The following is a 23,650-nucleotide window of genomic DNA, read 5'->3' on the forward strand; positions in this document are numbered from 1 at the left end:
AAAATTAAGGCTTGGTTAGCTGAGGCAGTACGCTTAATGCTAAGATGAATGATATAATTTGAATATTCATCACTTTAGAGCGTTTTCTGTGTTAACTAAAATAGTTGTTACTTTGCTGGTTATGGTGATTAGCTTTTTTTTGTTTAAAAGAGGTAATGCCGCGCCGACATCAACAAAACAAGTGACTACTCAGTCATTAGGTCAGCTCATGCTACGCCGCTATATTTTTACTGCTGTGATGATTTTGTTTTTACTTATCGGTCTGACTGCATTTGGTTGGAATTGGTATGACAATAATAAAGTTGTGCAAGTCAGTATTATCAACCCGATTACCGATGTTGCTGAAGTTTACCAAGTTCGTAAAAAAGATATATTAGCGGATCAAATTACCACGATTGACGGTATTCAGATCAGGCTCTCGTCTGAAGAGCGGATTATGATTGCAAAATAGCGTGTTATTTGAACGTTAGATCGCATTTACTCTGTTCATTACTGAGTGTTCAGGTAAACTAGCCACAAATTTTAGCATCCTACCGATAAAACAGGCGAAATCTTATTTGATTTTGGGAGGAAGAATGATTACTGCATATGTTATAGAAGATCGTAAGCTTACGATAACTGAACTGAATATACAGGATACTCTTCCCCGAGGGACCATCTGGTTGGATTTATATAAACCAGATGATGAAGAGCGTGATTGGTTAAGTTCATTTTCTGTTGAAGAAGTACCTGACGAAGAAGATATTAATGAGATTGAGGCATCGGCACGTTTTTATCAAAATAGTGACGGTTTGCATATTAACTCATTGTTTCCGCAGCGAGTAGGGCAGGAAGTTAGAGGCGTTAACGTATCATTTAACTTACGTGCCAATTTTTTGCTGACGATTCGTGAAGAAGATGTGGGACTTATTCGCCTATTACGAAACTACTTACGTTTAGGGCGCATTGAAGTCACTACACCGCAAGCACTGTTTTTAGAGCTTTTTAATTTAAAAGTCGATTATTTATCTGACTTGATTGAGGACGTGTATACCGTACTTGAAGAGGTTGGTCAGCAAGTATTTGAAAGTAGTGAACTTGATGATGTATTCAAGTTAATTACGATTCAGGAAGACTCGAACGGTAAAATTCGATTAAGTTTGCTCGATACGCAACGTTCTTTACGTTATATGCAGCGCTATTATCGTGGTCAGTTAACTGAAGAAGATTTAAAAGATCTGCGTGAAATGCTTTCGGATATTGAATCTTTGATGCCACACAGTCAGTTTATTTTTGATAAATTAAACTTCTTACTTGATGCTGCAATGGGTTTTACCGGATTACAGCAAAATAAAATCATTAAAATTTTCTCGGTTGCTGCGGTAATGTTCCTGCCACCGACCGTGATTGCCAGTGGCTATGGTATGAACTTTAAATATATGCCGGAGTTAGATTGGCATTATGGTTATCCTATGGCGATTGTGATGATGATTGGTAGTGCGGTAGGTACCTATTTGTTCTTTAAGCGTAAAGGATGGTTGTAGTTCGACGAGTACATTAACGCAACTAATGATTTTTCAGTCCAAATATGTAAGCATAAAATAATCGCTTATTTTTTGGACTGAGAAATGGATTTTATTGAAGTTTACCCTAATACCTTGTCTGCTGAGTTCTGTCAGCAACTTATTAATACCTTAAATACTCATCCCGCTCGCCAACCCGGTCAAACTGGGAATGGTGTGGATCCTGCCAAAAAAAATAGCATTGATATTATGTTAGATGCCCACGTTGAGTTAACGCCTTTAAAAAACCAATTACTGCAGCAATGTTTTACCAATATGGTGGATTATTTTAATAAATATGCGTTAACGCTAATGGGGGCGGTATCGGTTGGAGTGGATGATGGTCAAGGCAATACGATTATTTTAAATCCAGATAACTATCAAGAACATGGTACTCAAAAAGCCGCAGCATTAGTTAAGTACCTTTACCGTAGCGGTAATATAAACTTACAACATTATCAGCAAAGTGTGGGAGGCTATCCACATTGGCATTCTGAGCAATTTCCTCAGCAACCCAATAATGAAGCATTGCATCGAGTATTGCTTTATATGGTCTATTTAAATGATGTTGAGCAAGGTGGTGAAACGGAGTTTTATTATCAACAGCGTAAGATCCAGCCTAAGCAGGGAACCATGGTGATTGCTCCCGCCGGTTTTACTCATAGTCATCGTGGCAATGTGCCGCTAAGTGGCGATAAATATATCGCCACATCATGGTTGATGTTTAATCGTGCAGAACAGCTTTACGGTCAGTTAAAGTAAGTTTTTTTTCACCGATTACTTGTACTTGCCATGCAGACCAAAGCGTAAAGAGTATTACCATGGTCATGATTAAAGCGAGTCGTATCCATGGTTGGTCAGCCTCAATTCTAAAGCTCATGAATTGATAGCTACTCAGCCCCCAAATACCAAATGCAGCGACGACTAATCCATATTTCAAGATGGCAAAGCTGATTTTATGACGGATCACGAGTAATACGGGGGCGATAACGGATAAGCCACAAAATATGAGTTGATTAAAGCGCAAAAAATGTGCGCCGATAAGTAAGCAAGCTAAACAAATAATTAGATAACGCCACCACATTTTCTTCACCTTAATAAGCTATGACTGAAATATGGTACGGCATATGCTTACAAAAGTAGCTAGTTAGATTAAAACTATGTGATGATTATCAAATCTTAACTGGGCGCACCACTTTACTATTGTTAAACTGCCACGCATTAGATTGATAACTTCTATCAAGCAATTAGTAAGGTATGTTTAGGAGAATATTGTGAAAGGACAGATATTACGAGAAATGAAAGTATTAAAGGCGATTGAGCCTGCTTATGAAGCAGAGCGACGTATTGCTTTTATTAAAACTAAACTTCTTGAGTCGCATAGTAACAGTATCGTATTAGGTATTAGTGGTGGGGTTGATTCATCAGTAACCGGTCGCTTATGTCAGCTTGCCGTTGAACAGTTAAATCAACAATACCCAGATAAACAATATCAATTTATCGCAGTTAGACTGCCGTATGGCGTGCAGCAAGATGAAGACGAAGCACAGTTAGCTTGCCAATTTATCCAGCCATCAAAGTTGGTCACGATCAATATTGAAGCGGGTGTGACAGGCATACACAACCAAGTGAGTCAGGCTCTAACACACGCAGATATTAGCGTACCTGATTCAATTAATAGTGATTTTGTTAAAGGCAATGTTAAAGCCAGAATGCGAATGATTGCGCAATATGAAGTGGCAGGTCTTGTGGGGGGTTTAGTTGCCGGAACTGATCATAGTGCTGAAAATATTACTGGTTTCTTTACCAAATGGGGTGACGGTGCCTGTGACTTTGCACCATTATTTGGCTTAAACAAGCGTCAAGTGCGTCAGTTAGGCGCATTTTTAGATGCACCAAGTATATTAGTTCATAAAGCACCTACGGCTGATTTAGAAGACGATAAGCCAGGTCTTGAAGATGAAGTCGCACTTGGATTAACCTATGATCAAATTGATGACTTTCTTGAAGGCAAAGTAGTCGATGATTATGTCAGTGAACGCCTTATTGCGATTTACAAACGAACTCAACATAAGCGTCAGCCTATTGTGACGATTTATGACTAAATTATTGCGACGATAATATCAGTCGTTGCATTCTGCAGGGAGCAAAATGCGAACAAGGATTGGAACGCCATCAAAACATATACTACTGGCACTGATTTACGGTGTCAGTGGTGTCGTTATTACACTGCTACTTGTTGCTGTGTGGTTATTAAATTCCCGCACCGATCTCGCAATATGGCATACCTCAGAGTTACAACATCAATTTAAAGCCGATAATGGTGTTAACAACTTTCAGGATTATATCGCCAAAGAAACACTGTTATTTGATGAGTTTGAACAACTCGTCTATCAAGCAGGCCAAGCCAAAACACCGCAATCGATCAATCGCTATAATCATGGCAGTTTATCGGACCCTACAATATGGTCACTGAACTGGAACCGAACATTTGAGATAACGCCCAATAATGCTGAATATGGTGTGCTGTTATTGCATGGCATGTCTGACTCTCCCTATGCGATGTCTAATATTGCGCAGCAATTGCCGAAAAATGCCTATATTGTTGGCTTAAGACTACCGGGGCATGGCTCTATCCCGGCTGGTTTATTATCGCTAGAACCACAAGATTTGACTGCTGCAGTCAGATTAACCGTTCGGCATATGAAGCAGCAATTAGCAGGTAAACCACTATTTGTTGTGGGGTATTCTACAGGTGCTGCATTAGCACTTAATCATGAGCTTATTAATATCACTCAACATAGGCCTACTGATTTTACTGCCATGAGTTTTATTTCACCTGCCGTGGGGTTACCTCCTATTGCTGTTGGGGCGAAATGGCAATCTCGTATTGGTAGTGTATTAGGGCTGGATAAGCTGCAGTGGAACAGTATCAAAATGGAGTATGATCCATTTAAATATATCAGTTTTGCTGTCAATGCTGGCGATGTGGTTTATCAATTAGCGGCTGAAAATCAACAATTGCTGAGCGTTTTATCGGCAAGGCAGATGCAGCGCATTCCACCATTATTAACATTTCAATCTATGGCTGATGCGACGGTATCCAGTATTGCCGTAGTGGATGGGTTATATGCGCATTTAAATGAAAAACATAAGTTGGTGTTGTTTGATATTAATCGGACTTGGATTAATCAAGATCTGGTCGGTCATGATCCGATCACTCAATTTATTCCGGTGTTAACTGATAAGAAATATCAGTTTAAAGGGGTACTAATTGAAAATGTTTCACCTAAAACCCGAACGGTACAAGCGAAGCCATTTGCTTTTAGTCGAGGTAATAGAGCGCAAGCATTAGATCTGAAATGGCCTGCGAATGTTTATTCTCTATCCCATGTTGCTTTGCCTTTCCCTATTGATGATCCCTTGTATGGCGGTCAAGTTGCTGATGTTGATCATATTCAGATAGGGATTGCGACAGCGCTAGGGGAGAAAGGCATATTTAGTGTTCATGCTGACGATATGTTAAGGCAGAAATGGAATCCTTTTTTTGATTATATGATGACGCAGATCCAGCGTCATCATTTGCAGGCAACAAGTCTATCTAAAGGTGGTTCGGCTGACCCTGTAAGGTTGTAGCGGCTGACTTGATTAAGTTGTCGCTCCAGCGTTCAATATTATGCAGTGTCAGCCAATGTGGTTTGAATTGAAACTGTTGCCAATGTGATAGTAATTGTACGGTAGAGTGGATTTGAGGCGCAAAACTAATGAGTGCCACAATCGCGACCACTTGTGCAAAACTGATCACTGGATAGGTCAGTGAAATCGGTTTTAGTGCGGTACCAAATGAGGATTTAATCTTTTTATTAGAAAGGTCGACACTATAAATTTCATCGAGTAAAAGATGAACTAGCCCGCCAAGTAGTACAAAGCCGCCAGTGAGCCAAGACGTTGTTGCTTGATAGCCAAGAATATGACTAATACACACAGTAATCATGCCAAGTAGACTAACAAAAGCGATTGAATGGCAGCTGCCTCTGTGCACCGTGAGCACCTGAAACCATGACTTCACCACCAATCGTACAAAGCTAAAGGTGGCAATTAAATAGCAGATAAGCTCGACCATAGTGACTTTTGTATAAAAATGACACACGACGACAAAGCAGCAAAATCCCGCCAATACATTAAACAGGGTTTTCATTGAGGTTGAATGATCAGAGTCGATATCGGGTAATAATCCGCCCATGGTGCCAATAAAGGTTAACCATAATGCGGTAATGGGTAAAATATGATGTGCAGATAAGAGGGCTGTGGCAGCAAGGCCTGAGGTGACTGCAGCAACAGTAAAGTGAGTCGAAAAATTGGCCACAAGCTAAACTCTATAAATAAAAAATGATAAATGGCTGTTGATTTATACAGTATTATCAGTAAATACTTAAATATTCAACTGTTTATCAATAATCTAGCTAAGTGATTGTTTGGTTGGTTGAATTTTATACTTTATTGTAAAAAGGGAGCTGTATTAAAAGGAACTCTAAGGTTCTAATGCCAATCATTTAGCCGTTGACTGATCTTTATAAGATGGCAACATTCGGATGTTTTTAACACTCTGATTTTTTATTAACGTTTCTCAAGCCCTTAATATCATCAATGATTGGAAGCCTAATGATATTGAACATTTGGCTGATTTACGCCCTCTTGAGCTAATTGATGAAGCATATTCTCTGATTGAAAACTATGCGTAAACGCAAGTCAGCCTTGAAGTCCACTGTATGGTGACTTGTTGATATGGCGACTTGTAATGATAGCCCAATGAAAGATTTTGTTGGTTAACTTGATATCGCTGATAGAACAGTAAAACCTAGGCCTTAACGATATGCCAAAATAATAATGCCGTTCACCTTAAGTGAGCGGCATTTTACTGGCTTTTTTATGACTGATGGATTTATTTTGGATAGCTTAGATGCTGGTGGAAGCGGATCATTAAATCTTCATGCGCCTTATCCATACCTATCTCTTTAGCAAAGCTCTTTAGCATGGTTTCAACACGGTTCATAAAGCGACCATAGCCTTCACTTGAGCAGTTTTCATCGCCTGCAACAATAACGAAGTAAGCCGATTCAACTAAATTATCAGGCTGCCATAGGCTGATAATTTGCGGTGTAGTGACGTTAGGTTTAAATCCTAATAGATCAATATTCTCATTATTATTAGGTTTTTCAAACTTACTGTTACGTACCAATGGTACGCGACCATTGGCTACCATGGCGATGCGATTAAAATGGTGAATGTCAGCCGCAGTGGTGAACTTATCTTGTAAAAACTGATATAGCTCTTGGTAGTTATAAGTACCTTTGGGCGTATGGAGTTGTTTCAAATGACGACTAATCGGTAAGCTTGCGACTACGAAGTTAATTGCATTAATGGTGTCTGGTAACTCACATTCTCTGGCTTTATAACGAGGGATCACGCCACGTAGTTTGTAGCTGTGGCTAGCTTTATTGCCTTTGCTTTTAGCAAATAGATCATAGGTAATATGTTGATGGTCACGGATCTTAATGGTGACGTCATCTGGGATGGTTTGACTTAATTTATCAACCAGCGTTTGTACTTTGCCGTGAAATGCTGCCGAGTTCATACGAATATCTTCACCTGTTGCTAAAAACAGTAATCTGACTTTTTTAGCGCGGTAATCTGGGGTGAAAAATAAGTTTTGAGCTTGGTGATACTTGGCATTGTAAAAGAAGATGATTTTGCGAATTGATTGAATGCAATAAGCTTCAGTATGAAAGCGAACTACGGGCACTTTATCATTAGCGATAACGTGTAAGTTGGTTAGATTAAGTTGCTCTGCGAGTTCAAAAACTTGATTAGCTAATTGACGATAGCATTGATTGATATCTTCATACTGATTAATCAGTTCGTCAGTGATTTTTAATTCAGCACAAATATATTGATTGGTTCTAGCATCCTGTGGCAGATAGACTTTCTGTTGATGACTAACAGACATTACTCGCTCCTTGTAAGTAATTAATCTCTTTTAAAGACTCTAACTTAAAAATGCTGCAAAAATGTTGCGCGCAAACAAGGTTTTGATATTTTTATGTAAATAATTTCCAGCTAATTTTTGTTGATTAAATTAGCTGGAGCAAAGGCTAGGGCATTATAAATCGATGCCAAAACCTACAATAAATTGATAGTCATTTTGTTCGGGAATCAAGCCTTGTGAATTAGCTTGTGGGCTATTGGTGTGATCCCAAACAAACGATAGATCTAAATCAAAAATGTCAGTTAACTCTACTTCGAATGAAGCGATTGCATGATGCTATATCCGCCGGCATCACTACTTGCAAATTGACCACGATATTTTGTGTTGAAATCAATTGTTTTATTAATCTCAGTCTCATAACTGGTTTCAAGTACAAATGAAGCACTACCATCAGATTGACGTTGATCTTGCTCTACTTGTTTATATTTGCTGTAAGTATAAGCAGGACCACCACTGATGCTCCATTCAGTTTTTGAGGTATCGATAATGTTATAACCCAAACCAGAACCTAGCGTGGCTTTATAATCTAAGTTTAAAAAAGGATCGATATAAACTTCAGCAAAAATAGGACGCAAATAGAATTGCTTTGAGATAAACCAGTCGAAGTTACTGTTAATACGATGATTATTCGTTGTACTTTGATTATCTGTTTTGGTGTAGTTACCTAAATAATCTAAGTTAAAACGTGATTCTGTAGTACGTCGAGTGTTATGGCTAATAGCACTATAATCAATTTGATCTGTGTTACCACTTCTAAAGTTAGCACCCAGCGTAATCTTATTTGACCAGTAGTTAGCTTCTTTTTGTTCGCCAGAATGATGGTCATAATATTTTTAGGATCAAATGCTTGACCATCTAAGAATGCTTGACCGTCTTTAACAACCAATATCCCTGTTTTAGTGCTTAAATCAGTAAAACCAATACTTACGGGTTGTGCTGTTTTAAGTTGTTTGATGTCTTCCCAATCGATTGAGATGGTATCAAGGTTATCACTATCAAACTCTAATTTGTCATCATACAAATTTTTAAGTTCGCCCTTAAGGACTTCTAATGACGTTAGCTGCAACCAATCATATTTATTATCTTGTGGCAAAGTCATACCAGCCATAGCGTCTGGTTGATTGGTGTTTGCTAAAGCATTAAAAGACAGTGATAAGCCTAAAATAGCGCTAGCAATAGGCGTGATGCTAAATAAAGAGAGTTTGCCCTGAGTCATACAAGCTTCCTAATATCGGGACGATTAAAAAGCGGCGTATTCTAATGGCTTGTGACTAGATTAACAAATTGTATATCGCTAATTAATTGAGATTATTCACTATCCATGGCTGCATAAAACGTTGAATATGTGCCTGCGCATCAGTATTTGGATGGATGCCATCAGCTTGCATTAGACTCGAATTAGTGGCTATTTGTGTCATAAAAAATGGCACCAAAATAACCGATTCTTTATCGCTAATCTTTTGAAATACCTGATTAAACTGCTTAGCATAACGGGGGCCATAATTAGGGGGCACCATGACTTCACTCAATAACACTTTTGTACCACTTGCTTGGGCGAGCTGAACCATGGATGTTACATTTTGTGTCAATTGTTTGATGGGGAAACCGCGTAGGCCATCATTACCGCCTAATTCAATAAAAATAAGGTCTGGTTTGATGTCGTTTAATAGCGCGGGTAAACGTTGTAAACCACCAGCAGTTGTCTCACCACTGACGGATGCATTGATAATTTGATGTTGCGGTAACATCTTTTGCAACAAATTTACCCAACCTTGGGCTTGGGGCATTCCATAACTTGCGCTTAAACTATCACCATAGATTAATACAGTATCCGCTTTGGCATTCGCGAGCGTAAGCATTGCCAAGGTAAATGTCACTAATGTCAGTTTACTTAAATATGATAGGGATTTTATGAATAGTGCTAGCGCCATTGTTGTCTCCAATTTAACCAAAACAGTAAGTACCCAAGCAGGCCAGTTGACTATCCTCAAGGGCATTAACTTAGAAGTCAAGTCTGGTGAAACTGTTGCGATATTAGGGCCTTCTGGTTCTGGCAAGTCGACCTTATTAGGTTTGCTGGCAGCATTAGACTCGCCTACCTCAGGAGAGATTCTACTTGATGGTGTGTCGTTAACTGGATTAAGCGAAGAACAAAAAGCGGATATTCGTAAGCAGAAACTTAGTTTTATCTTTCAATCCTTTATGCTGGTTGAAACGCTAACCGCTTTAGAAAATGTGATGTTACCTGCAGAGTTAGCGGGGATTGCAGATGCGAAACAAAAAGCATTAGCCATGCTAGATAAAGTAGGTTTAAGCCATCGTTTGTCACATTTACCGAGCCAGCTTTCTGGTGGTGAACAGCAGCGGGTTGCGATTGCGAGAGCATTTATTGCTAACCCCAAAGTATTATTTGCCGATGAGCCAACAGGTAACTTGGATCATGCTAATGGTACTATGATTGCCGATATGTTGTTTGAGCTGAATGCCGAGCAGCATACAACTTTAATTTTGGTCACGCATGATAATGAGTTAGCGCATTTATGTCAGCGACAATTGGTGATGAATGCTGGTGAGTTAAGTGAAACCGTAATAGATGTTGCTAAGGAGCCTGTTCAATGACTGCAGCAATCGGTTGGCGATTATTTGTAAGAGAGTTGCAACAAGGGCAACTGTTACTCATTATTTTAGCCATTACCTTAGCTGTGTTGTCGGTAACAGGGCTTGCGAGTGTCAGTGGCCGCATGCAAAATGCGATTGCTGGTGAGGCGACTAAGTTTATTGCTGCAGATAGAGTTTTATCTTCACCGCAAGCAATCGATCCTACGATTCTAGCTAAAGCTGACGCAGCTAATATCCAATATGTCAGTAATTTACAATTTAATTCGATGCTTTTTGCTAATGACAAATTGCAACTGGTGACAGTGAGAGCCGTTGAGACTGGATACCCATTAAAAGGGCAAATTGAGTTAACCTCGGGACCTGTTGATACGATTCCTGCGGCTAATTCATTATGGTTTGAACCTCGTTTGGTGAGCCTACTTGGGCCAACAGAATCGGTTGAATTGGGCATGGCTCAATTTAAGTTAGCAGAGTCTTTAGCCCGTTTACCTGATGGCGGTTTTAATCCATTTGCCTCTTCACCACTGGTGTTGATGCGTCTTGATGATGTCGCTAAAACTGAGATTATTCAGCCTGGTTCTCGTGTCACTTACCTGTATCACTTTGTTGGTGCAAATGCTGATATGGCGCAATTTGAGCAGACCATAAAGCCATTGTTAACGACCACCCAACGTTGGACTTCACCGCAATCTGGTGATACGCCGATTGCGAATGCTATTAACCGTGCAGAACAGTTCCTGTTATTAGCCAGTCTATTAGGTATTGCATTGGCTTGTGCGGCGATAGGTATTGCTGCGCAGCGTTATAGCGAGCGTCATTATGATGTGGTTGCTATGCTCAAAACCTTTGGCGCATCAGCTAAACAAATTAGACAGATATTTGCGCTGCATTTAGGTTTAGTGACATTCGTTGGTGTGTTATTCGGCTTATTAGGCGGGGTGTGTTTAGATTTTGGTCTGAGTTTTCTATTGCCGATTGAGATGCAGCAATATCCTGCGCCAATGTTACGGCCAATTTTATTGGGTATCGCAACAGGGATCATTAGTGCCATTATGTTTTCTGCATATCCGCTACTTAAACTATTATCGATTCCGCCATTACGGGTAATTAACCGTGATTTGCAAGGTGTGACATTGGGATCATGGTTGCATGTGTTACTGAGTTTATTGGCGATGTCTATTTTAGGGTATCTCTATTCCGGATCGCTTAAGCTGACGGTGATTGTTATTGCGGCGGTGGTGTTGATGGCATTGCTGCTGGCAATTGTTGGCTACTTTATGATTAATGCCAGTAAGGGGATTGGTCTACGTACAGCGACCCCATTACAATTAGCATTAGCAGGGTTAAGACGTCGTTCTCGTCAAAATGCCATTCAACTGGTTGGTTTTAGTAGTGCATTAGTTCTGTTACTAACGATTTTTGCGTTGAGACAAGATCTATTAAATGAATGGCAGGCACAATTACCTGAAAAGTCACCTAATTACTTTTTAGTGAATATTGCTCCCTCCGAATTATCATCCATAACGCAATTTTTTAATCAGCATCAAATTCAATCAACTGATATTTATCCGGTGATCCGTGCACGCTTAAGCATGATTAATGGTGAACAATTGATATCAGCTGAACAAGAAAAGCAGGGGGATCAAGGTCGAGTCGGGATTTCACGCGAACTCAACCTAACTTGGCATGATAAATTACCCGCTAATAATGCGATTACTCAGGGGCAATTTAATCCGTCAGCCAACAGTGTTTCCGTAGAGTCTGGTGTCGCGGAACGTTTGGATCTTGAATTAGGCGATAGCTTAACCTTTGTGATTGATCAGCAAGCTGTGACTGTCGTAGTTGATAGTATTCGACAGGTACAATGGGAGAGCCTACAACCTAATTTCTTCTTTATTTTTAATCAACAAACTTTAGCACCTTTTGCCTATACCTCTATGGCTAGCTTTTATTTGGATAACAGCCAAAAAGATCTGGTGGTTGATTTAATTAAGCAATTTCCTACGGTATCCGTCATTGATGTTGGCGCTATTGTTACCCAACTTAAGCAGATTGTTGATCAAGTTTCAGTGGCATTAACCTTAGTGATGGTGTTGGTGTTATTAGCAAGCAGTTTGGTGATGATTGCACAAACAGAAGCGGGAATGGCGGTTAGACGACGAGAGTTAGCCGTATTACGGACATTTGGTGCAACAGCGAGTTTATTAAAACGAGCAACGGCTTATGAGTTTGCTTTGTTGGGCGCGATAGCAGGGCTTTTAGCCGTAATTGTGGCTGAATTTGCTCTGTACTTGCTAAAAACTCAGATATTTGAGCTGGTAGTGAATTGGCATTGGCCATGGTGGATTTTAGCGCCATTGCTTGGAGCCATCATCGTTGCCAGTCTTGGATTTGTAAAATGCTGGCAACTATTGACGCTATCATGTAAGGAATTGCTGCAAAATCATTAGCATAAGAGTTGTTCTAAAGCAGGTTTTAATTGATGAAATTTGAAATTAAAGCCTGCTTGTAGAATATGTTTAGGGTAAACATATTGTCCCTTCGTTAATAATTGAGCCATTTCTCCCATCGCTAAATTAAGCACAAATTCTGGCATCGGAACAACAGCAGGCCGGTGTAATACTTGGGCGAGTGTTTGACTGAAAGCCTGATTGCTTACAGGCTTTGGTGCCGTGGCATTATAAATGCCCTGACAGGTAGGGTGGTTAATCAAAAAAAGTATAATATCGATTAAATCTTGCTGATGGATCCAACTGAATCCTTGTTGACCTGATGCAATTTTACCGCCTGCAGCCATCTTAAATGCGGGTAGCATTTTTGCTAAGGCACCGCCATTTTTACCTAATACAATACCAATACGAATAATGACAACTCGAGTTTGTTCTGTTTGACTGGTTAAGGCTAATTGTTCCCATTGTCGGCAAAGCTGATGGCTGAAGTCATTGATTGCAGCAGAATCTTCATCAAGGATTTGAGTATCCCGTCGCATGCCATAGTAGCCGATAGCTGAGCCACTAATAAAAGTGTGCGGCGGCGTTACACTTTGTTGAATTAGTTGGCTTAATTGGTTGGTGATTTGAAAACGGCTTTGCTCAAGTAATTGCTTTTGCTTGTCACTCCAACGCTTACCTACAATCGGCTCGCCTGCAAGGTTAATGACGACATCAATATCATTTAATTGGTTGAGATGATTTAGCTGTTCAATATACTGGTGTTGAGCTCCAAGTAGTTGAGTGGCTTTGCTAATATTCCTAGTCAGGATTAGTAATTGATGTTGTTTCAGTTGTGTGATGAGTTGCTGGCCGATAAAGCCTGTCGCACCTGTAATAAGAATTTTCATCATCGTACCCCATATGGATTAATACCCAAATAGTTTGGGTATTATTATAGTCCAACACGATTACTCAGGCTTTTGATAACAGAGCTGTAAAGAGACTGAGTCTGCAAATCTAAGTGCATGAGGTTTATCTATTTCGGCGCTGGCAAATTTAACCCAAGGGTGTTCACTTGCAATGACCAAAACCTCATTGGTGAAATGCTCTAACAATGAGAAGCGGTTATTCTCAACGAGATGAATAATCTTTTTAGTGATAGTACGGTAATTAAGCGCATCATCCATATTATCGCTATTACGTGCTGATTCAGCACAGTAATGAATCACTAAATTAATAATCACATCCTGTTTATTATTAATTTCATCTTCTTTAATGCCAATATAGGTACGAAGGCGTAGATTCTTGACACGAATTATTGCTATTGAGGGATCCATATTAACCAGTTCCTTTAGTAACGACTCAGTTGCTAATAACTCTAATCTAGAAATCTGCAATATGACAAATCATTTATGGACAATCGCTTATATCATAACCAATTAGTGTGAAATAGCATGATATGATACGCGCATAAGGCGTTGAGCAACGCAGTAATAGAGAATGTAAATGACGACTATTTTTAGCAATATTGAACAATGGCAGTTAGAAGATCAATGCCAACGCTTATTTCACGGTCGTGGAGGCTGTTTTGCTGGTGCGGAGCATATTTGTGTTGATTGGTTTGAACCGGTTTTATTATTAACTTCTTTTAAAGAGCTCGATGATAGTGAGCGCGAAAACTGTATTACACAGATCAGTACGTGGTGGCAGCAGCAACACAGTGATAAACCCTTAAATTTGGTTTACCAATACCGTAGTGGTGGTCAAACGTTAACAGAGCTAATTGCTGGTCATGTGCCTGAACCTCACATTGTGTCAGAGAATGGGGCTAACTTTATCGTGCATTTAATGCGTGGCCAAAATCATGGCTTGTTCCTTGATATGCGCAATGGGCGTCAATGGGTACGTGAACATACTCAACACAAGAAAGTGTTAAACATGTTTGCTTATACCTGTGGCTTTTCTGTTGCAGCATTGCAGGGCGGCGCTGATGAAGTGGTCAATATTGATATGAGTAAAGGTGCGTTAGCGATTGGTAAGCAGAATCATGTGGCAAACCAATTTAATAGTGGCGCACGATTTTTAGGGCATGATATTTTTAAATCATGGGGCAAACTTAAAAAAATGGGGCCTTATGATTTAGTGATTGCAGATCCGCCAAGTAATCAAAAAGGCAGCTTTGTTGCGACCAAAGACTACGAGCGTTTAATTCGTCGTTTACCTGAGCTAGTTGCGCAGGGGGGGGATGTCCTACTTTGTTTAAATGCACCTGAGCTGGATTGTGATTTCTTAATGGCTCAAGTTGCGACTGAAGTGCCGCAATTGACCTTTATTGAACGCTTAGATAATCCGCCAGTGTATAAAGATATTGATGAACAGAAATCATTGAAAGTATTGCTTTATCGTAATAGTTGAGCATTTGTATGGTAAAAGGCCGCATATGTGGCCTTTTTAGTGGTACCACATTTCGTCTCTTTATCTATCTAAAACAACCTGTCGTTACAGTACATATCACATACCTTTTGCTGTGATTTGGACGAGAGTATTTCACTTAAAATCTCATCAGCTCATTAGACTTTCGATAATAAAACACTCGGTTGATCGTGGTATCAATGTTGGGATGTTTTATGTAATTTATTACAGAATCTGTACTTGTACTGAAACTAAGATATTGTTTTTCATTTTTTGGACATACAAAACTGAAAGTATTCTGTAATTTATTGCTATGAGCTCGTATAATTACTGGATTAGGGTAAACCTATCATTATTGAGCATTACCAGTATAAGGTTAATCTCTGTACCAACGTGTTATGTGGAGTCATTATGGAAACAAATGAATATCAAGATGCATATTATCAGCTGAAAGATGACGTTAAAGAAAATTTACCTTTCCCTATGGATGATGACTCAGAGCAAGACTAATCACTTGTGTTGAGAGAAAATAAAAGAGCAACCTTGGGTTGCTCTTTTTTGTTAGTCTAAATTGAGATAAGGAGCGGGAGAGTCAATTAGTTTTATAATCAGCGCTAATTTTGGCGACTAACCATTGGCCATCTGTTTTTTCTAGGGTAATGGTTCTATCATCAATCCACTTTTGACTGCCTTTCATGCCTTCCATTTTGACTAAGATGGTGACATCTGAAGCAAATTTACGCAGGAAGTCGATATCGACTTCAAGTATTTCAAATTTAGCATTAGTCATTGATACACCAACGAGTTGGCGTTGTACTGATGACGCAATGTAATAATGGTTAATAAGCTCTTTCATAGGCTTATTGACAAATTGCTTGGCTTTATTGACATCCCGATCAACATAGACGGCGTTAAAGAAGTTGAGGGTCACTTGTTCTGGGGATAATTTATCATCTCCGTCACCACATCCTGTTAGTAAAGCGAATAAAAATAAATATAGTACTCTCATTTTTGTTTAACACTATGATAAATAGATGTTAATAATTATCGCTATTTTACTGATTTTAAGCAAGAAGATTAAAAATACTGAATTAGTGCTAAAAAGTAATTGACAGCAGCTCAAATTTTTGGGATATCTAATAGACTAGTTTTGAATGTTTATCCACAAAAACTGTGGATAAGTATGTTAACTAATTCTTCTTTACTCTCTAATCTATTGATTATTAGTGTTTTTAATCGTTGGTTAAAAAACACCCCTCAATATTACTTCCTTTCTTCAGCGCTATTTTAGAATGAAAAACAACCAAAATTCAGCCGTTTGACTGATTTGTATGGTCTGTTAACCAATTGGCTGATTGCTGCAATCCACCGAAAGGGAACAGATGGATACCGGCTAAATTAGTGTGTGGTTGCGACGCTTTAAATTGTCCTAATTCCGTTAATAACGTATCGGGAAGCCAAGGTCGCAATAGCCGCATTGCAGACATATGTTTTGTTAGCATTTGAGCCGAGGCCATCACACCACATTGGTTAGCGTAAACCAGTAGGTTTTTGAGTTTTGTTGGTCCTGCTATCCCTGCAATAACCGGAGTATTTGCCAATATGGGGCGGTATTCATTAAGCCAATTTATAACGGTTTGAGCTTCAAAACTAAATTGAGTGACCACCCATAGTTTTATACCTGACTTCTGCGTATAGTCGATTTTCTTTGCTAAAGCACGCTGTAATGTTTGCTGATTGGCAATAGGGTGTCCTTCTGGGTGACCTGCGACGCCAATACTTGTTATTGGGTATTGTTCGAGCACACCTGAATCAAGAACCGCTAAGGTGTCCGTAATTGAGCCAGCGGGTGATTTGATATCGCCAGCAATTAATAGCAATTGATTTATATTGTTGGTGACAATGGCTTCACACCATTGATGTAACACTGTGATAGAGGGAATAGCTCTCGCGGGTAAGTGAGGCACCGCTTCCATTCCCCATGAGCTTAATGTTTTACAGGCTTGTATTGTATGTTCAAAATTACTGTTTGGTAGAAATGGCACATAGACCTTTGTGGCTGGGTTTAACCATTGTGGTCTAGTGGTAAATTTTGCTATTTGTGTAGGCGTAGCTTCAATTGACGCTGTTTCTATCAAACCTGAAATTTTGAAATCAGTGGCAGATTCATTCATCTATCTACCTCTTATAAACATGTTAAGGAATGTCGACGCCCTAGTTTTGAACTAGAGCATCGTTAGTCTGTCACTGCGCAGATGTTATGCGACGTAGTCACTGCCTTTAGATTTGGCAACTTCACGTGAATTAGGGTTTACAGAAGGTCGGAATGGTACGCTAACCACTTCAGCATCAACCATTTGGCCGCCATATTCTTCAGGTAAACTGATTTTGAACTTAGTACCAACACTGCGCATATCCCATGGAACGTGAGCTAATGCAATATTGGTTTGCAGTTCTGGGCTATACCAAGGGGAGGTGATATATCCAAGAGCATTATTTCCATCTGAACTATGGACTAGCCAAAAGTCATTCGCATAATCTGTAATTTGTTCTCCACCAAAAACTAAACCAACCATGCCGAGTTTATAAGGTGAGTTATTTGCATCGATTTTAGCTCTAGCATCTTCTAGTGCAGTTTTACCGATATAATCACCTTGCTTATTACGTGGTACTTGGTAAGCGAGGTTACATTGAAATGGTGATACTTCCTGATCAATATCTTGCCCCCAAGATAATATACCCGCTGCAATACGGCGGTGGTGTGCTGGAGCTATAACCATCAGATTATGTGCTTTACCCGCTTCTAGCACACCATACCAGACTTTTTCTGCATTCAGCGTTGCGTCTTTACAATAGATTTCGTAGCCTTTCTCTCCGGTAAATCCAGTTTGCGAAATGAGAACGTCAGCACCATCTAGTTGAGCGTTCATTAAACCGTAATAGGGGATATGACTCACTTCCTCACCAAAGAGATCGCGCATTAATGCTTCAGATTTTGGGCCTTGGATCTGTACTGGAGCCACATCAATTTCAGCAATCGTAACATCAAATTTTTTGCCAATATTGACGCCTCGAATCCACCATTCGATATCGCTATCTGAAATTGAAAACCAAAACTCATCTTCTGCGGGGCGCAGTAATACCGGATCATTCAGAATACCGCCATCTTCATTACATAAGATCACGTATTTACCGTGCATGGGTTTAATTAAACTGGCATCTCGGGTGATGACATAATCGACTAATTTTTCCGCATCTGGTCCTTTGACTTGTATTTGCCGCTCTACCGCAACATTCCACATGGTGACATGATTAACGAGAGCATTATATTCCACCATGCGCCGCCATCTTCTGGGCGGATATAGCCTCGTGGATGATAAATTCGATTATAAACAGTGGCACGCCAACAACCAGCTTCAACTGATAGGTGCCAATAGGGTGATTTTCTAACACGGGTTGAAATTAGCATCTCAACGGGGGTAGGGCCCGATTGTCGAAGATTGATAGGGACTCGTCGGTCAGATTGGTCAACACTTGTGTTATGTCTCGCCGAGCCTGCGCGAGATTGCAGATTGTCTTTTGCCATTCGCTTACCCTCATCGCTAGTATTTGATACCAATTACAATCCAAACATGCACTTTTTTGGCAATTAAAGACATTCAAGCCGCGACACTGTTAAAGGGAAAAGCGTCAAGTGGTAGGGAATTACAAGTATAAAAAAAGCACTGACAAGTCAGTGCTTTTTAGCTCAATCAATAATGATTATTGTTGAGTTGCTTGAATCGCAGTAAGCGCGATTGTGTATACGATATCGTCAACTAACGCACCACGAGATAGGTCGTTAACTGGCTTACGCATACCTTGTAGCATAGGACCAATACTGATTAGGTCCGCACTACGCTGTACCGCTTTGTATGTTGTATTACCAGTGTTTAGATCTGGGAATACGAATACAGTTGCTTGACCCGCAACAGGGCTGTTCGGCGCTTTAGAACGTGCAACGTTAGGCATTACCGCAGCATCATACTGTAGAGGACCGTCGATCATTAGATCTGGACGTCTTTCTTTCGCAATACGAGTTGCTTCACGTACTTTTTCAACATCACTACCAGCACCTGAAGTACCAGTTGAGTAGCTGATCATCGCAACGCGAGGGTCGATACCAAATGCTTGTGCTGATTCAGCAGATTGAATAGCAATCTCAGCTAATTGTTCAGCCGTTGGATCTGGGTTAATCGCACAGTCACCATAAACAAGTACTTGATCTGGCATCAACATAAAGAAGATTGAAGATACAATGTTTGAACCTGGTGCAGTTTTGATTAACTGAAGTGGAGGACGGATAGTATTAGCCGTGGTGTTAACCGCGCCTGATACGATACCATCTACTTCACCCTGAGCAACCATCATAGTACCTAGTACCATGTTGTCTTGTAACTGCTCACGAGCAACAACTTCAGTTAGACCCTTACCTTTACGTAGCTCAACCATTGGAGCAACATAACGATCACGAACTTCATCAGGGTTGATGATGTCGATACCAGCGCCTAAAACAACGCCTTCTTGCTCTGCAATACGTTGGATATCATCAGGGTTACCTAATAATACACAGCGAGCAATACCGCGCTCAGCACAGATAGCAGCCGCTTTAATAGTACGAGGCTCTTCACCTTCAGGTAATACCACAGTCTTGTGTGCAGCACGAGCAAGTTCAGTTAGCTTGTAACGGAATGCTGGTGGCGATAGACGGTGTTCACGAGGTAGGTTTTGAGTCACACTCTCAACCCAAGTCTTCTCGATATGACCTGCAACATATTCTTGAACAAGTTCAATACGTACAGCATCATCAACTGGCACTTCGTGGTCGAAACGCTGGATATTTAATGAAGTCTGCCAAGTATTAGTATCGATTAAGAATACAGGTAGGCCAGTGTCAAAAGCTTGTTCACAAAGCTTCATGATTTCTGGCTCTGGCTCATAACTACCTGTTAGTAGTAATGCACCAATTTTTACGCCATTCATTGCAGCTAAACAAGCTGAAACGATAACGTCTGAACGATCACCAGAAGTCACCAATAAAGAATCAGTCTGTAGGTGGTTTACCATGTTAGGTAAGCTACGAGCACAGAAAGTCACTTTACGTAGACGACGAGAGTTCATTTCACCAGCGCTGATGATACGAGCACTTAAGTGCTTAGCAAGATCAGATGCACGAGGTGCCACTAGGTCAACATTGTATGGAATGCTACCAAGAATACGTAGTGGGCTCTTAGCTGGTAATTGGAACATGCCAGTTGTGTTAGCATGCTGAATGTTTTGGTGATCAAACATTTCAGATAAATCAGGACGAGTACGACCTTCGTTATCAACTGGCGCACCAATTTTGTTGATGATCGCGCCGATCAAACGTTTATTTTTGTGGCCACCCCAAGAGTTGTGTGCAATCTCAAGACGGTTCATCAAGCTAGTTGATGAGTCTGAACCTGGGGTAGCAACGAAAATCACGTCAGCATCTAATGCTTTAGCAATGGCATAGTTTACATCGTCAGCAAATGGGTGGCTGCGAGTAGGCACTAGACCTTCAACAATTAAGGTTTCAGTGTTATCTGCAACTTCAGCAGTACGAGCAATGATTTGCTCCATTAACACGTCAGTTTGATCGCCACGAATTAATGCTTCAGCATGTTCCATGTCAAATGGTTCAAGCGGATTAACTGTTGGAGATTTGCTTAAAATAGTGGTTGAACGCTCAGGGCCAATATCATTTGGACGAAGCTGAGAAATAGGCTTAAAGAATTGAACTTTAACGCCACGACGCTCAAGAGCACGTACCATACCAAGGCTAACTGAAGTTAGACCAACTCCAGTACCAATAGGCACTAACATAATGTTGCGAGACATAAAAACCTCTTAAATACGATGGTTTTTCCAACAAATACGACGATAGTCGCATCGCAAAAATAAACCGCCTAGCAGACTAGGCGGTTTATCCACTAATTACTTAGTGATTAACTTCATTGAATCTTCAGCAATTACCCACTCTTCGTTAGTAGGAATTACAACAGCAACAGGGCTGTTGTCAGCAGTGATGATACCGCCGTTACCGAAGCGAGCAGCAGCGTTACGCTCTGCATCAACTTCAAACTTGAAGATTTCAAGCATGTTAAGTACTTTAGCACGGATTAGGTCAGAGTTTTCACCGATACCGCCAGTGAATACAACTGCGTCTAAACGACCTAAAGCAACAGTGTAAGAAGCGATGTACTTAGCTAGACGGTAGCAGAATACGTCTAATGCTAGCGTAGCGCCTTTATGACCTTCAGCGTAACCTTCTTCGATACCACGACAGTCGTTAGTAAGCTCAGAAATACCTAGTAAACCAGATTGCTTGTTCATTAGGTTGTTAACTTCGTCAGCTGTGTAACCTAATTGGTGAATTAGGTGGTACACGATTGATGGATCCATATCACCACAACGAGTACCCATTACTAGGCCTTCAAGTGGAGTAAGACCCATAGAAGTATCAACACACTTGCCGCCTTTAACAGCAGAAACTGAAGCGCCGTTACCTAGGTGAGCACAGATTACGTTAGTGTCAGATAGATCTTTGTTTAATACTTTTGCAGCTTCACGGCTAACGAATAGGTGGCTAGTACCGTGAGCGCCATAGCGACGGATACCGTGTTCACGGTATAGCTTGTATGGAAGCGCATAGATATAAGCATGCTCAGGCATAGTCTGGTGGAATGCAGTATCGAATACAGCAACCTGTGGTAGCTCTGGGAATGATGCCATAGCAGCACGAATACCGATTAGGTGAGCTGGGTTGTGTAGTGGAGCGAATACTGCGCTGTCTTCGATGCCTTGTAGTACAGCGTCATCGATGATCATAGATTGAGTATATTTCTCACCACCGTGAACGATACGGTGACCAACAGCTTGGATCTTAGCAGCTAATTCTGGGTGATCAGCTAGGATGTTGTTTACGATGTACTCAACCGCTTCACGGTGGGCAGTAAATGCACCTAGATCAGCTGAGAATTTCTCACCGTTTGCTTTCCACTTGATGCGTGAGTCTTCTAGACCGAAGCATTCAGCTAAACCTGAAACAAAGTCTTCACCTGTTGCAGCGTCAATGATTGCAAACTTTAATGAAGAACTGCCACAGTTAAGTACCAATACTAGATTGTTAGACATGATAAAACCTTCTGCCATTTATGAAATGGTTGTCGTTACTGATTGTGAGCTTAGTTGGGTAAACATAAGCTCGAAAAAGTGCTCTTTAGAGCAAAACGTTACGATTTAGCGATCGCTATATGTCGCAGGAGACATCAATATGCTATCGTTAAAGCCTAGCGTTTTTAGTTCAAGGTATTGCAGTTGAACCTTTCATTTTTTAAAACATTCGCCATTGGTTATCGTTATATGAAAACTTGGCCAATGGATAAAAAACTCAGTTTTTATTTTACCGAATATCGCGTTATTCGCGCGACTCGTATTGCTCTTTTTAGTTGCCCGTTAGTGGCCATTTTGGCGGCTGCCAGTCAACTTTGGCTAAATGGTCTCAATGTGTTGCCACAAGCGATTACATTAGCTTGTTTTTTTATTAGCTTGCCTTTACAGGGGCTATATTGGTTGGGCTGGCGTAGCCAACATCCATTACCTTTAACGCTCTTTGATTGGGGTAATAAACTAGCTGAACAATTGAGCAGCGCAGGTGTTTATTGTCGCCCTTTAGGTGCCAAAGCCTGCTATGGCGATATGGCACAAATACTAAAACTTGCATTCGAGAAACTCGAAGCAAGCTTTTGGGATGAACTATAGTGTAGTCATTGCTTAGGCTAATAGCCTGCTTTGATACCCATATCAGTGAAAACCTGTTTAATTTGTTCCATGGTTTCACGGCTTGGTGGTGAGATATGACTGAGTTTATACTCTTCACCTAGCGTTTCCCACTTATGCTTACCTAATTCGTGGTAAGGCAATAATTCTACTTTTTCAACGTTGGTCATAGGTTTGATGAACTCAGCTAATTTTTGTGCTGAAGCGATATCATCAGTAAAACCACCAACTACAACATAACGGATCCACGTTTTTTGATTACGTTTTGCAAGATACTCTGCAAATTGTAGTACACGTTGATTGCTCACTTTAGTTAAATCGATGTGTTTAGCATCATTCATCTGTTTGATATCAAGTAATACCAAATCTGTATTATCAAGTAAAACGTCAATAATGGGATTGTATTTTCTAACAAAACCATTTGTATCTAAGCAAGTATGGATACCTTGTGCTTTACAGGCTTTAAATAGTTCAGCTACGAAATCAGCTTGTAAGATTGCTTCACCACCGCTGGCTGTTACACCACCGCCGCTTGCTTTAAGAAAAGGACGATAACTGATGATTTGTTTCATTAACTCATCAACAGTAACTTCTTTTCCGCCATCAAGATCCCAAGTGTCGCGGTTATGACAATATTGACAACGCATTAAGCACCCTTGCATAAAGGTGATAAAGCGAATGCCTGGACCATCAACTGTACCAAAAGATTCGGTTGAATGAACACGACCTGTGATTGCCATATATTACTCCTGAAAAAG

24 protein-coding genes and 1 pseudogene are annotated in these 23,650 nt (G+C 40.3%); 10 read left to right on the plus strand and 15 right to left on the minus strand.

The window, feature by feature from the left end:
- Positions 1 to 139 precede the first annotated feature (139 nt).
- The 3 genes from JCM15074_RS02125 (at position 140) to JCM15074_RS02135 (ending at position 2,303) form a co-directional block, all read left to right on the plus strand.
- Positions 140 to 451 carry a hypothetical protein gene (locus JCM15074_RS02125; RefSeq protein ID WP_148300716.1) on the plus strand — a complete coding sequence of 104 codons (312 nt, stop codon included), beginning with the start codon at positions 140 to 142 and terminating at the stop codon, positions 449 to 451.
- Between the two features lie 124 nt (positions 452 to 575).
- Positions 576 to 1,523 (plus strand): magnesium/cobalt transporter CorA, encoded by a 948-nt coding sequence (gene corA, locus JCM15074_RS02130; RefSeq protein ID WP_025819664.1) that lies wholly within the window; start codon positions 576 to 578, stop codon positions 1,521 to 1,523.
- Positions 1,524 to 1,607: 84 nt separating this feature from the next.
- Positions 1,608 to 2,303: a 2OG-Fe(II) oxygenase gene (locus JCM15074_RS02135; RefSeq protein ID WP_025819666.1), complete on the plus strand. Its 696-nt coding sequence runs from the start codon at positions 1,608 to 1,610 to the stop codon at positions 2,301 to 2,303.
- Here the strand turns inward: JCM15074_RS02135 and JCM15074_RS02140 are convergent.
- On the minus strand, positions 2,266 to 2,625 hold the full coding sequence (locus tag JCM15074_RS02140; RefSeq protein ID WP_025819667.1) for a hypothetical protein: 360 nt from the start codon (positions 2,623 to 2,625) through the stop codon (positions 2,266 to 2,268). The two genes, JCM15074_RS02135 and JCM15074_RS02140, sit on opposite strands and share 38 nt — an antisense overlap.
- A gap of 190 nt (positions 2,626 to 2,815) precedes the next feature.
- On the opposite strand from JCM15074_RS02140, the gene nadE reads away from it, so the two are divergent.
- Positions 2,816 to 3,646, plus strand: a complete 831-nt coding sequence (gene nadE / locus JCM15074_RS02145; protein ID WP_025819668.1) for an NAD(+) synthase — start codon at positions 2,816 to 2,818, stop codon at positions 3,644 to 3,646.
- Between the two features lie 46 nt (positions 3,647 to 3,692).
- Complete coding sequence (locus tag JCM15074_RS02150) at positions 3,693 to 5,177, plus strand: alpha/beta hydrolase (RefSeq protein ID WP_025819669.1); 1,485 nt, start codon at positions 3,693 to 3,695, stop codon at positions 5,175 to 5,177.
- On the opposite strand, the gene JCM15074_RS02155 is transcribed toward JCM15074_RS02150, so the two are convergent.
- On the minus strand, positions 5,143 to 5,907 hold the full coding sequence (locus tag JCM15074_RS02155; protein WP_025819670.1) for a metal-dependent hydrolase: 765 nt from the start codon (positions 5,905 to 5,907) through the stop codon (positions 5,143 to 5,145). The genes JCM15074_RS02150 and JCM15074_RS02155 overlap by 35 nt on opposite strands.
- A 250-nt stretch (positions 5,908 to 6,157) precedes the next feature.
- On the opposite strand from JCM15074_RS02155, the pseudogene JCM15074_RS24675 reads away from it, so the two are divergent.
- A pseudogene (locus JCM15074_RS24675) lies at positions 6,158 to 6,368 on the plus strand (transposase domain-containing protein); the annotation flags it as partial.
- 115 nt (positions 6,369 to 6,483) lie between these two features.
- Here JCM15074_RS24675 and JCM15074_RS02160 read toward each other — a convergent pair.
- The 4 genes from JCM15074_RS02160 to JCM15074_RS02175 form a co-directional block, all read right to left on the minus strand.
- Positions 6,484 to 7,548, minus strand: coding sequence for a DUF3083 family protein (locus JCM15074_RS02160; RefSeq protein WP_025819671.1), 1,065 nt, complete (start codon positions 7,546 to 7,548; stop codon positions 6,484 to 6,486).
- A gap of 287 nt (positions 7,549 to 7,835) precedes the next feature.
- Positions 7,836 to 8,363, minus strand: a complete 528-nt coding sequence (locus tag JCM15074_RS24680) for a DUF481 domain-containing protein (RefSeq protein WP_306302210.1) — start codon at positions 8,361 to 8,363, stop codon at positions 7,836 to 7,838.
- Entirely contained in the window at positions 8,261 to 8,803 is a 543-nt protein-coding gene (locus JCM15074_RS24685) for a hypothetical protein (protein WP_025819673.1), read from the minus strand. Before JCM15074_RS24685 ends, JCM15074_RS24680 begins: the two co-directional genes overlap by 103 nt.
- Before the next feature lie 82 nt (positions 8,804 to 8,885).
- Positions 8,886 to 9,446 carry an arylesterase gene (locus JCM15074_RS02175; protein WP_025819675.1) on the minus strand — a complete coding sequence of 187 codons (561 nt, stop codon included), beginning with the start codon at positions 9,444 to 9,446 and terminating at the stop codon, positions 8,886 to 8,888.
- Between the two features lie 52 nt (positions 9,447 to 9,498).
- On the opposite strand from JCM15074_RS02175, the gene JCM15074_RS02180 reads away from it, so the two are divergent.
- Positions 9,499 to 10,206 carry an ABC transporter ATP-binding protein gene (locus JCM15074_RS02180; protein WP_025819676.1) on the plus strand — a complete coding sequence of 236 codons (708 nt, stop codon included), beginning with the start codon at positions 9,499 to 9,501 and terminating at the stop codon, positions 10,204 to 10,206.
- Positions 10,203 to 12,656, plus strand: coding sequence for an ABC transporter permease (locus tag JCM15074_RS02185; protein WP_025819677.1), 2,454 nt, complete (start codon positions 10,203 to 10,205; stop codon positions 12,654 to 12,656). Before JCM15074_RS02180 ends, JCM15074_RS02185 begins: the two co-directional genes overlap by 4 nt.
- On the opposite strand, the gene JCM15074_RS02190 is transcribed toward JCM15074_RS02185, so the two are convergent.
- Both JCM15074_RS02190 and folX read right to left on the minus strand, forming a co-directional pair.
- Positions 12,653 to 13,546 (minus strand): TIGR01777 family oxidoreductase, encoded by an 894-nt coding sequence (locus tag JCM15074_RS02190; protein WP_025819679.1) that lies wholly within the window; start codon positions 13,544 to 13,546, stop codon positions 12,653 to 12,655. The genes JCM15074_RS02185 and JCM15074_RS02190 overlap by 4 nt on opposite strands.
- Positions 13,547 to 13,606: 60 nt before the next feature.
- On the minus strand, positions 13,607 to 13,975 hold the full coding sequence (folX, locus tag JCM15074_RS02195; protein WP_025819680.1) for a dihydroneopterin triphosphate 2'-epimerase: 369 nt from the start codon (positions 13,973 to 13,975) through the stop codon (positions 13,607 to 13,609).
- Between the two features lie 169 nt (positions 13,976 to 14,144).
- On the opposite strand from folX, the gene JCM15074_RS02200 reads away from it, so the two are divergent.
- On the plus strand, positions 14,145 to 15,053 hold the full coding sequence (locus JCM15074_RS02200; RefSeq protein ID WP_025819681.1) for a class I SAM-dependent methyltransferase: 909 nt from the start codon (positions 14,145 to 14,147) through the stop codon (positions 15,051 to 15,053).
- A gap of 589 nt (positions 15,054 to 15,642) precedes the next feature.
- Here the strand turns inward: JCM15074_RS02200 and JCM15074_RS02210 are convergent.
- The 6 genes from JCM15074_RS02210 to ackA all read right to left on the minus strand — a co-directional run bounded on the left by JCM15074_RS02210 (position 15,643) and on the right by ackA (position 22,247).
- Positions 15,643 to 16,059 carry a nuclear transport factor 2 family protein gene (locus JCM15074_RS02210; RefSeq protein WP_025819682.1) on the minus strand — a complete coding sequence of 139 codons (417 nt, stop codon included), beginning with the start codon at positions 16,057 to 16,059 and terminating at the stop codon, positions 15,643 to 15,645.
- Positions 16,060 to 16,360: 301 nt separating this feature from the next.
- Positions 16,361 to 17,224: a methylenetetrahydrofolate reductase gene (locus tag JCM15074_RS02215; RefSeq protein ID WP_025819684.1), complete on the minus strand. Its 864-nt coding sequence runs from the start codon at positions 17,222 to 17,224 to the stop codon at positions 16,361 to 16,363.
- Positions 17,225 to 17,308: 84 nt separating this feature from the next.
- On the minus strand, positions 17,309 to 18,388 hold the full coding sequence (locus JCM15074_RS20510; protein ID WP_234400141.1) for a glycine cleavage T C-terminal barrel domain-containing protein: 1,080 nt from the start codon (positions 18,386 to 18,388) through the stop codon (positions 17,309 to 17,311).
- The gene (locus tag JCM15074_RS24690) at positions 18,334 to 18,636 is read right to left on the minus strand and encodes a hypothetical protein (RefSeq protein ID WP_234400142.1); all 303 of its coding nucleotides are present in this window, start codon (positions 18,634 to 18,636) and stop codon (positions 18,334 to 18,336) included. Before JCM15074_RS24690 ends, JCM15074_RS20510 begins: the two co-directional genes overlap by 55 nt.
- Before the next feature lie 176 nt (positions 18,637 to 18,812).
- The gene (gene pta / locus JCM15074_RS02225; protein WP_025819685.1) at positions 18,813 to 20,951 is read right to left on the minus strand and encodes a phosphate acetyltransferase; all 2,139 of its coding nucleotides are present in this window, start codon (positions 20,949 to 20,951) and stop codon (positions 18,813 to 18,815) included.
- Between the two features lie 96 nt (positions 20,952 to 21,047).
- Complete coding sequence (gene ackA / locus JCM15074_RS02230; RefSeq protein WP_025819686.1) at positions 21,048 to 22,247, minus strand: acetate kinase; 1,200 nt, start codon at positions 22,245 to 22,247, stop codon at positions 21,048 to 21,050.
- Positions 22,248 to 22,430: 183 nt separating this feature from the next.
- On the opposite strand from ackA, the gene yfbV reads away from it, so the two are divergent.
- Positions 22,431 to 22,874: a terminus macrodomain insulation protein YfbV gene (yfbV, locus tag JCM15074_RS02235; protein ID WP_025819687.1), complete on the plus strand. Its 444-nt coding sequence runs from the start codon at positions 22,431 to 22,433 to the stop codon at positions 22,872 to 22,874.
- A gap of 17 nt (positions 22,875 to 22,891) precedes the next feature.
- Here the strand turns inward: yfbV and pflA are convergent, their stop codons facing one another.
- Positions 22,892 to 23,632: a pyruvate formate lyase 1-activating protein gene (gene pflA, locus JCM15074_RS02240; RefSeq protein ID WP_025819688.1), complete on the minus strand. Its 741-nt coding sequence runs from the start codon at positions 23,630 to 23,632 to the stop codon at positions 22,892 to 22,894.
- Between the last annotated feature and the right edge of the window lie 18 nt (positions 23,633 to 23,650).

Origin of the sequence: Shewanella marina JCM 15074, assembly GCF_000614975.1 — a bacterium.
In the GTDB taxonomy this organism is placed as follows: domain Bacteria; phylum Pseudomonadota; class Gammaproteobacteria; order Enterobacterales; family Shewanellaceae; genus Shewanella; species Shewanella marina.

Bases quoted from the DNA above. Each gene is read 5' to 3' on its own strand.
- JCM15074_RS02150 (WP_025819669.1), top strand. From the start codon at position 3,693: ATGCGAACAAGGATTGGAACGCCATCAAAACATATACTACTGGCACTG.
- JCM15074_RS02190 (WP_025819679.1), bottom strand. From the start codon at position 13,546: ATGAAAATTCTTATTACAGGTGCGACAGGCTTTATCGGCCAGCAACTC.
- JCM15074_RS20510 (WP_234400141.1), bottom strand. From the start codon at position 18,388: ATGGTGGAATATAATGCTCTCGTTAATCATGTCACCATGTGGAATGTT.
- JCM15074_RS02180 (WP_025819676.1), top strand. From the start codon at position 9,499: ATGAATAGTGCTAGCGCCATTGTTGTCTCCAATTTAACCAAAACAGTA.
- JCM15074_RS24690 (WP_234400142.1), bottom strand. From the start codon at position 18,636: ATGGCAAAAGACAATCTGCAATCTCGCGCAGGCTCGGCGAGACATAAC.
- JCM15074_RS02200 (WP_025819681.1), top strand. From the start codon at position 14,145: ATGACGACTATTTTTAGCAATATTGAACAATGGCAGTTAGAAGATCAA.
- JCM15074_RS02160 (WP_025819671.1), bottom strand. From the start codon at position 7,548: ATGTCTGTTAGTCATCAACAGAAAGTCTATCTGCCACAGGATGCTAGA.
- JCM15074_RS02140 (WP_025819667.1), bottom strand. From the start codon at position 2,625: ATGTGGTGGCGTTATCTAATTATTTGTTTAGCTTGCTTACTTATCGGC.
- JCM15074_RS24685 (WP_025819673.1), bottom strand. From the start codon at position 8,803: ATGACTCAGGGCAAACTCTCTTTATTTAGCATCACGCCTATTGCTAGC.
- pta (WP_025819685.1), bottom strand. From the start codon at position 20,951: ATGTCTCGCAACATTATGTTAGTGCCTATTGGTACTGGAGTTGGTCTA.
- pflA (WP_025819688.1), bottom strand. From the start codon at position 23,632: ATGGCAATCACAGGTCGTGTTCATTCAACCGAATCTTTTGGTACAGTT.
- JCM15074_RS02185 (WP_025819677.1), top strand. From the start codon at position 10,203: ATGACTGCAGCAATCGGTTGGCGATTATTTGTAAGAGAGTTGCAACAA.
- corA (WP_025819664.1), top strand. From the start codon at position 576: ATGATTACTGCATATGTTATAGAAGATCGTAAGCTTACGATAACTGAA.
- JCM15074_RS02210 (WP_025819682.1), bottom strand. From the start codon at position 16,059: ATGAGAGTACTATATTTATTTTTATTCGCTTTACTAACAGGATGTGGT.
- ackA (WP_025819686.1), bottom strand. From the start codon at position 22,247: ATGTCTAACAATCTAGTATTGGTACTTAACTGTGGCAGTTCTTCATTA.
- JCM15074_RS02175 (WP_025819675.1), bottom strand. From the start codon at position 9,446: ATGCTTACGCTCGCGAATGCCAAAGCGGATACTGTATTAATCTATGGT.
- folX (WP_025819680.1), bottom strand. From the start codon at position 13,975: ATGGATCCCTCAATAGCAATAATTCGTGTCAAGAATCTACGCCTTCGT.
- JCM15074_RS02135 (WP_025819666.1), top strand. From the start codon at position 1,608: ATGGATTTTATTGAAGTTTACCCTAATACCTTGTCTGCTGAGTTCTGT.
- JCM15074_RS02215 (WP_025819684.1), bottom strand. From the start codon at position 17,224: ATGAATGAATCTGCCACTGATTTCAAAATTTCAGGTTTGATAGAAACA.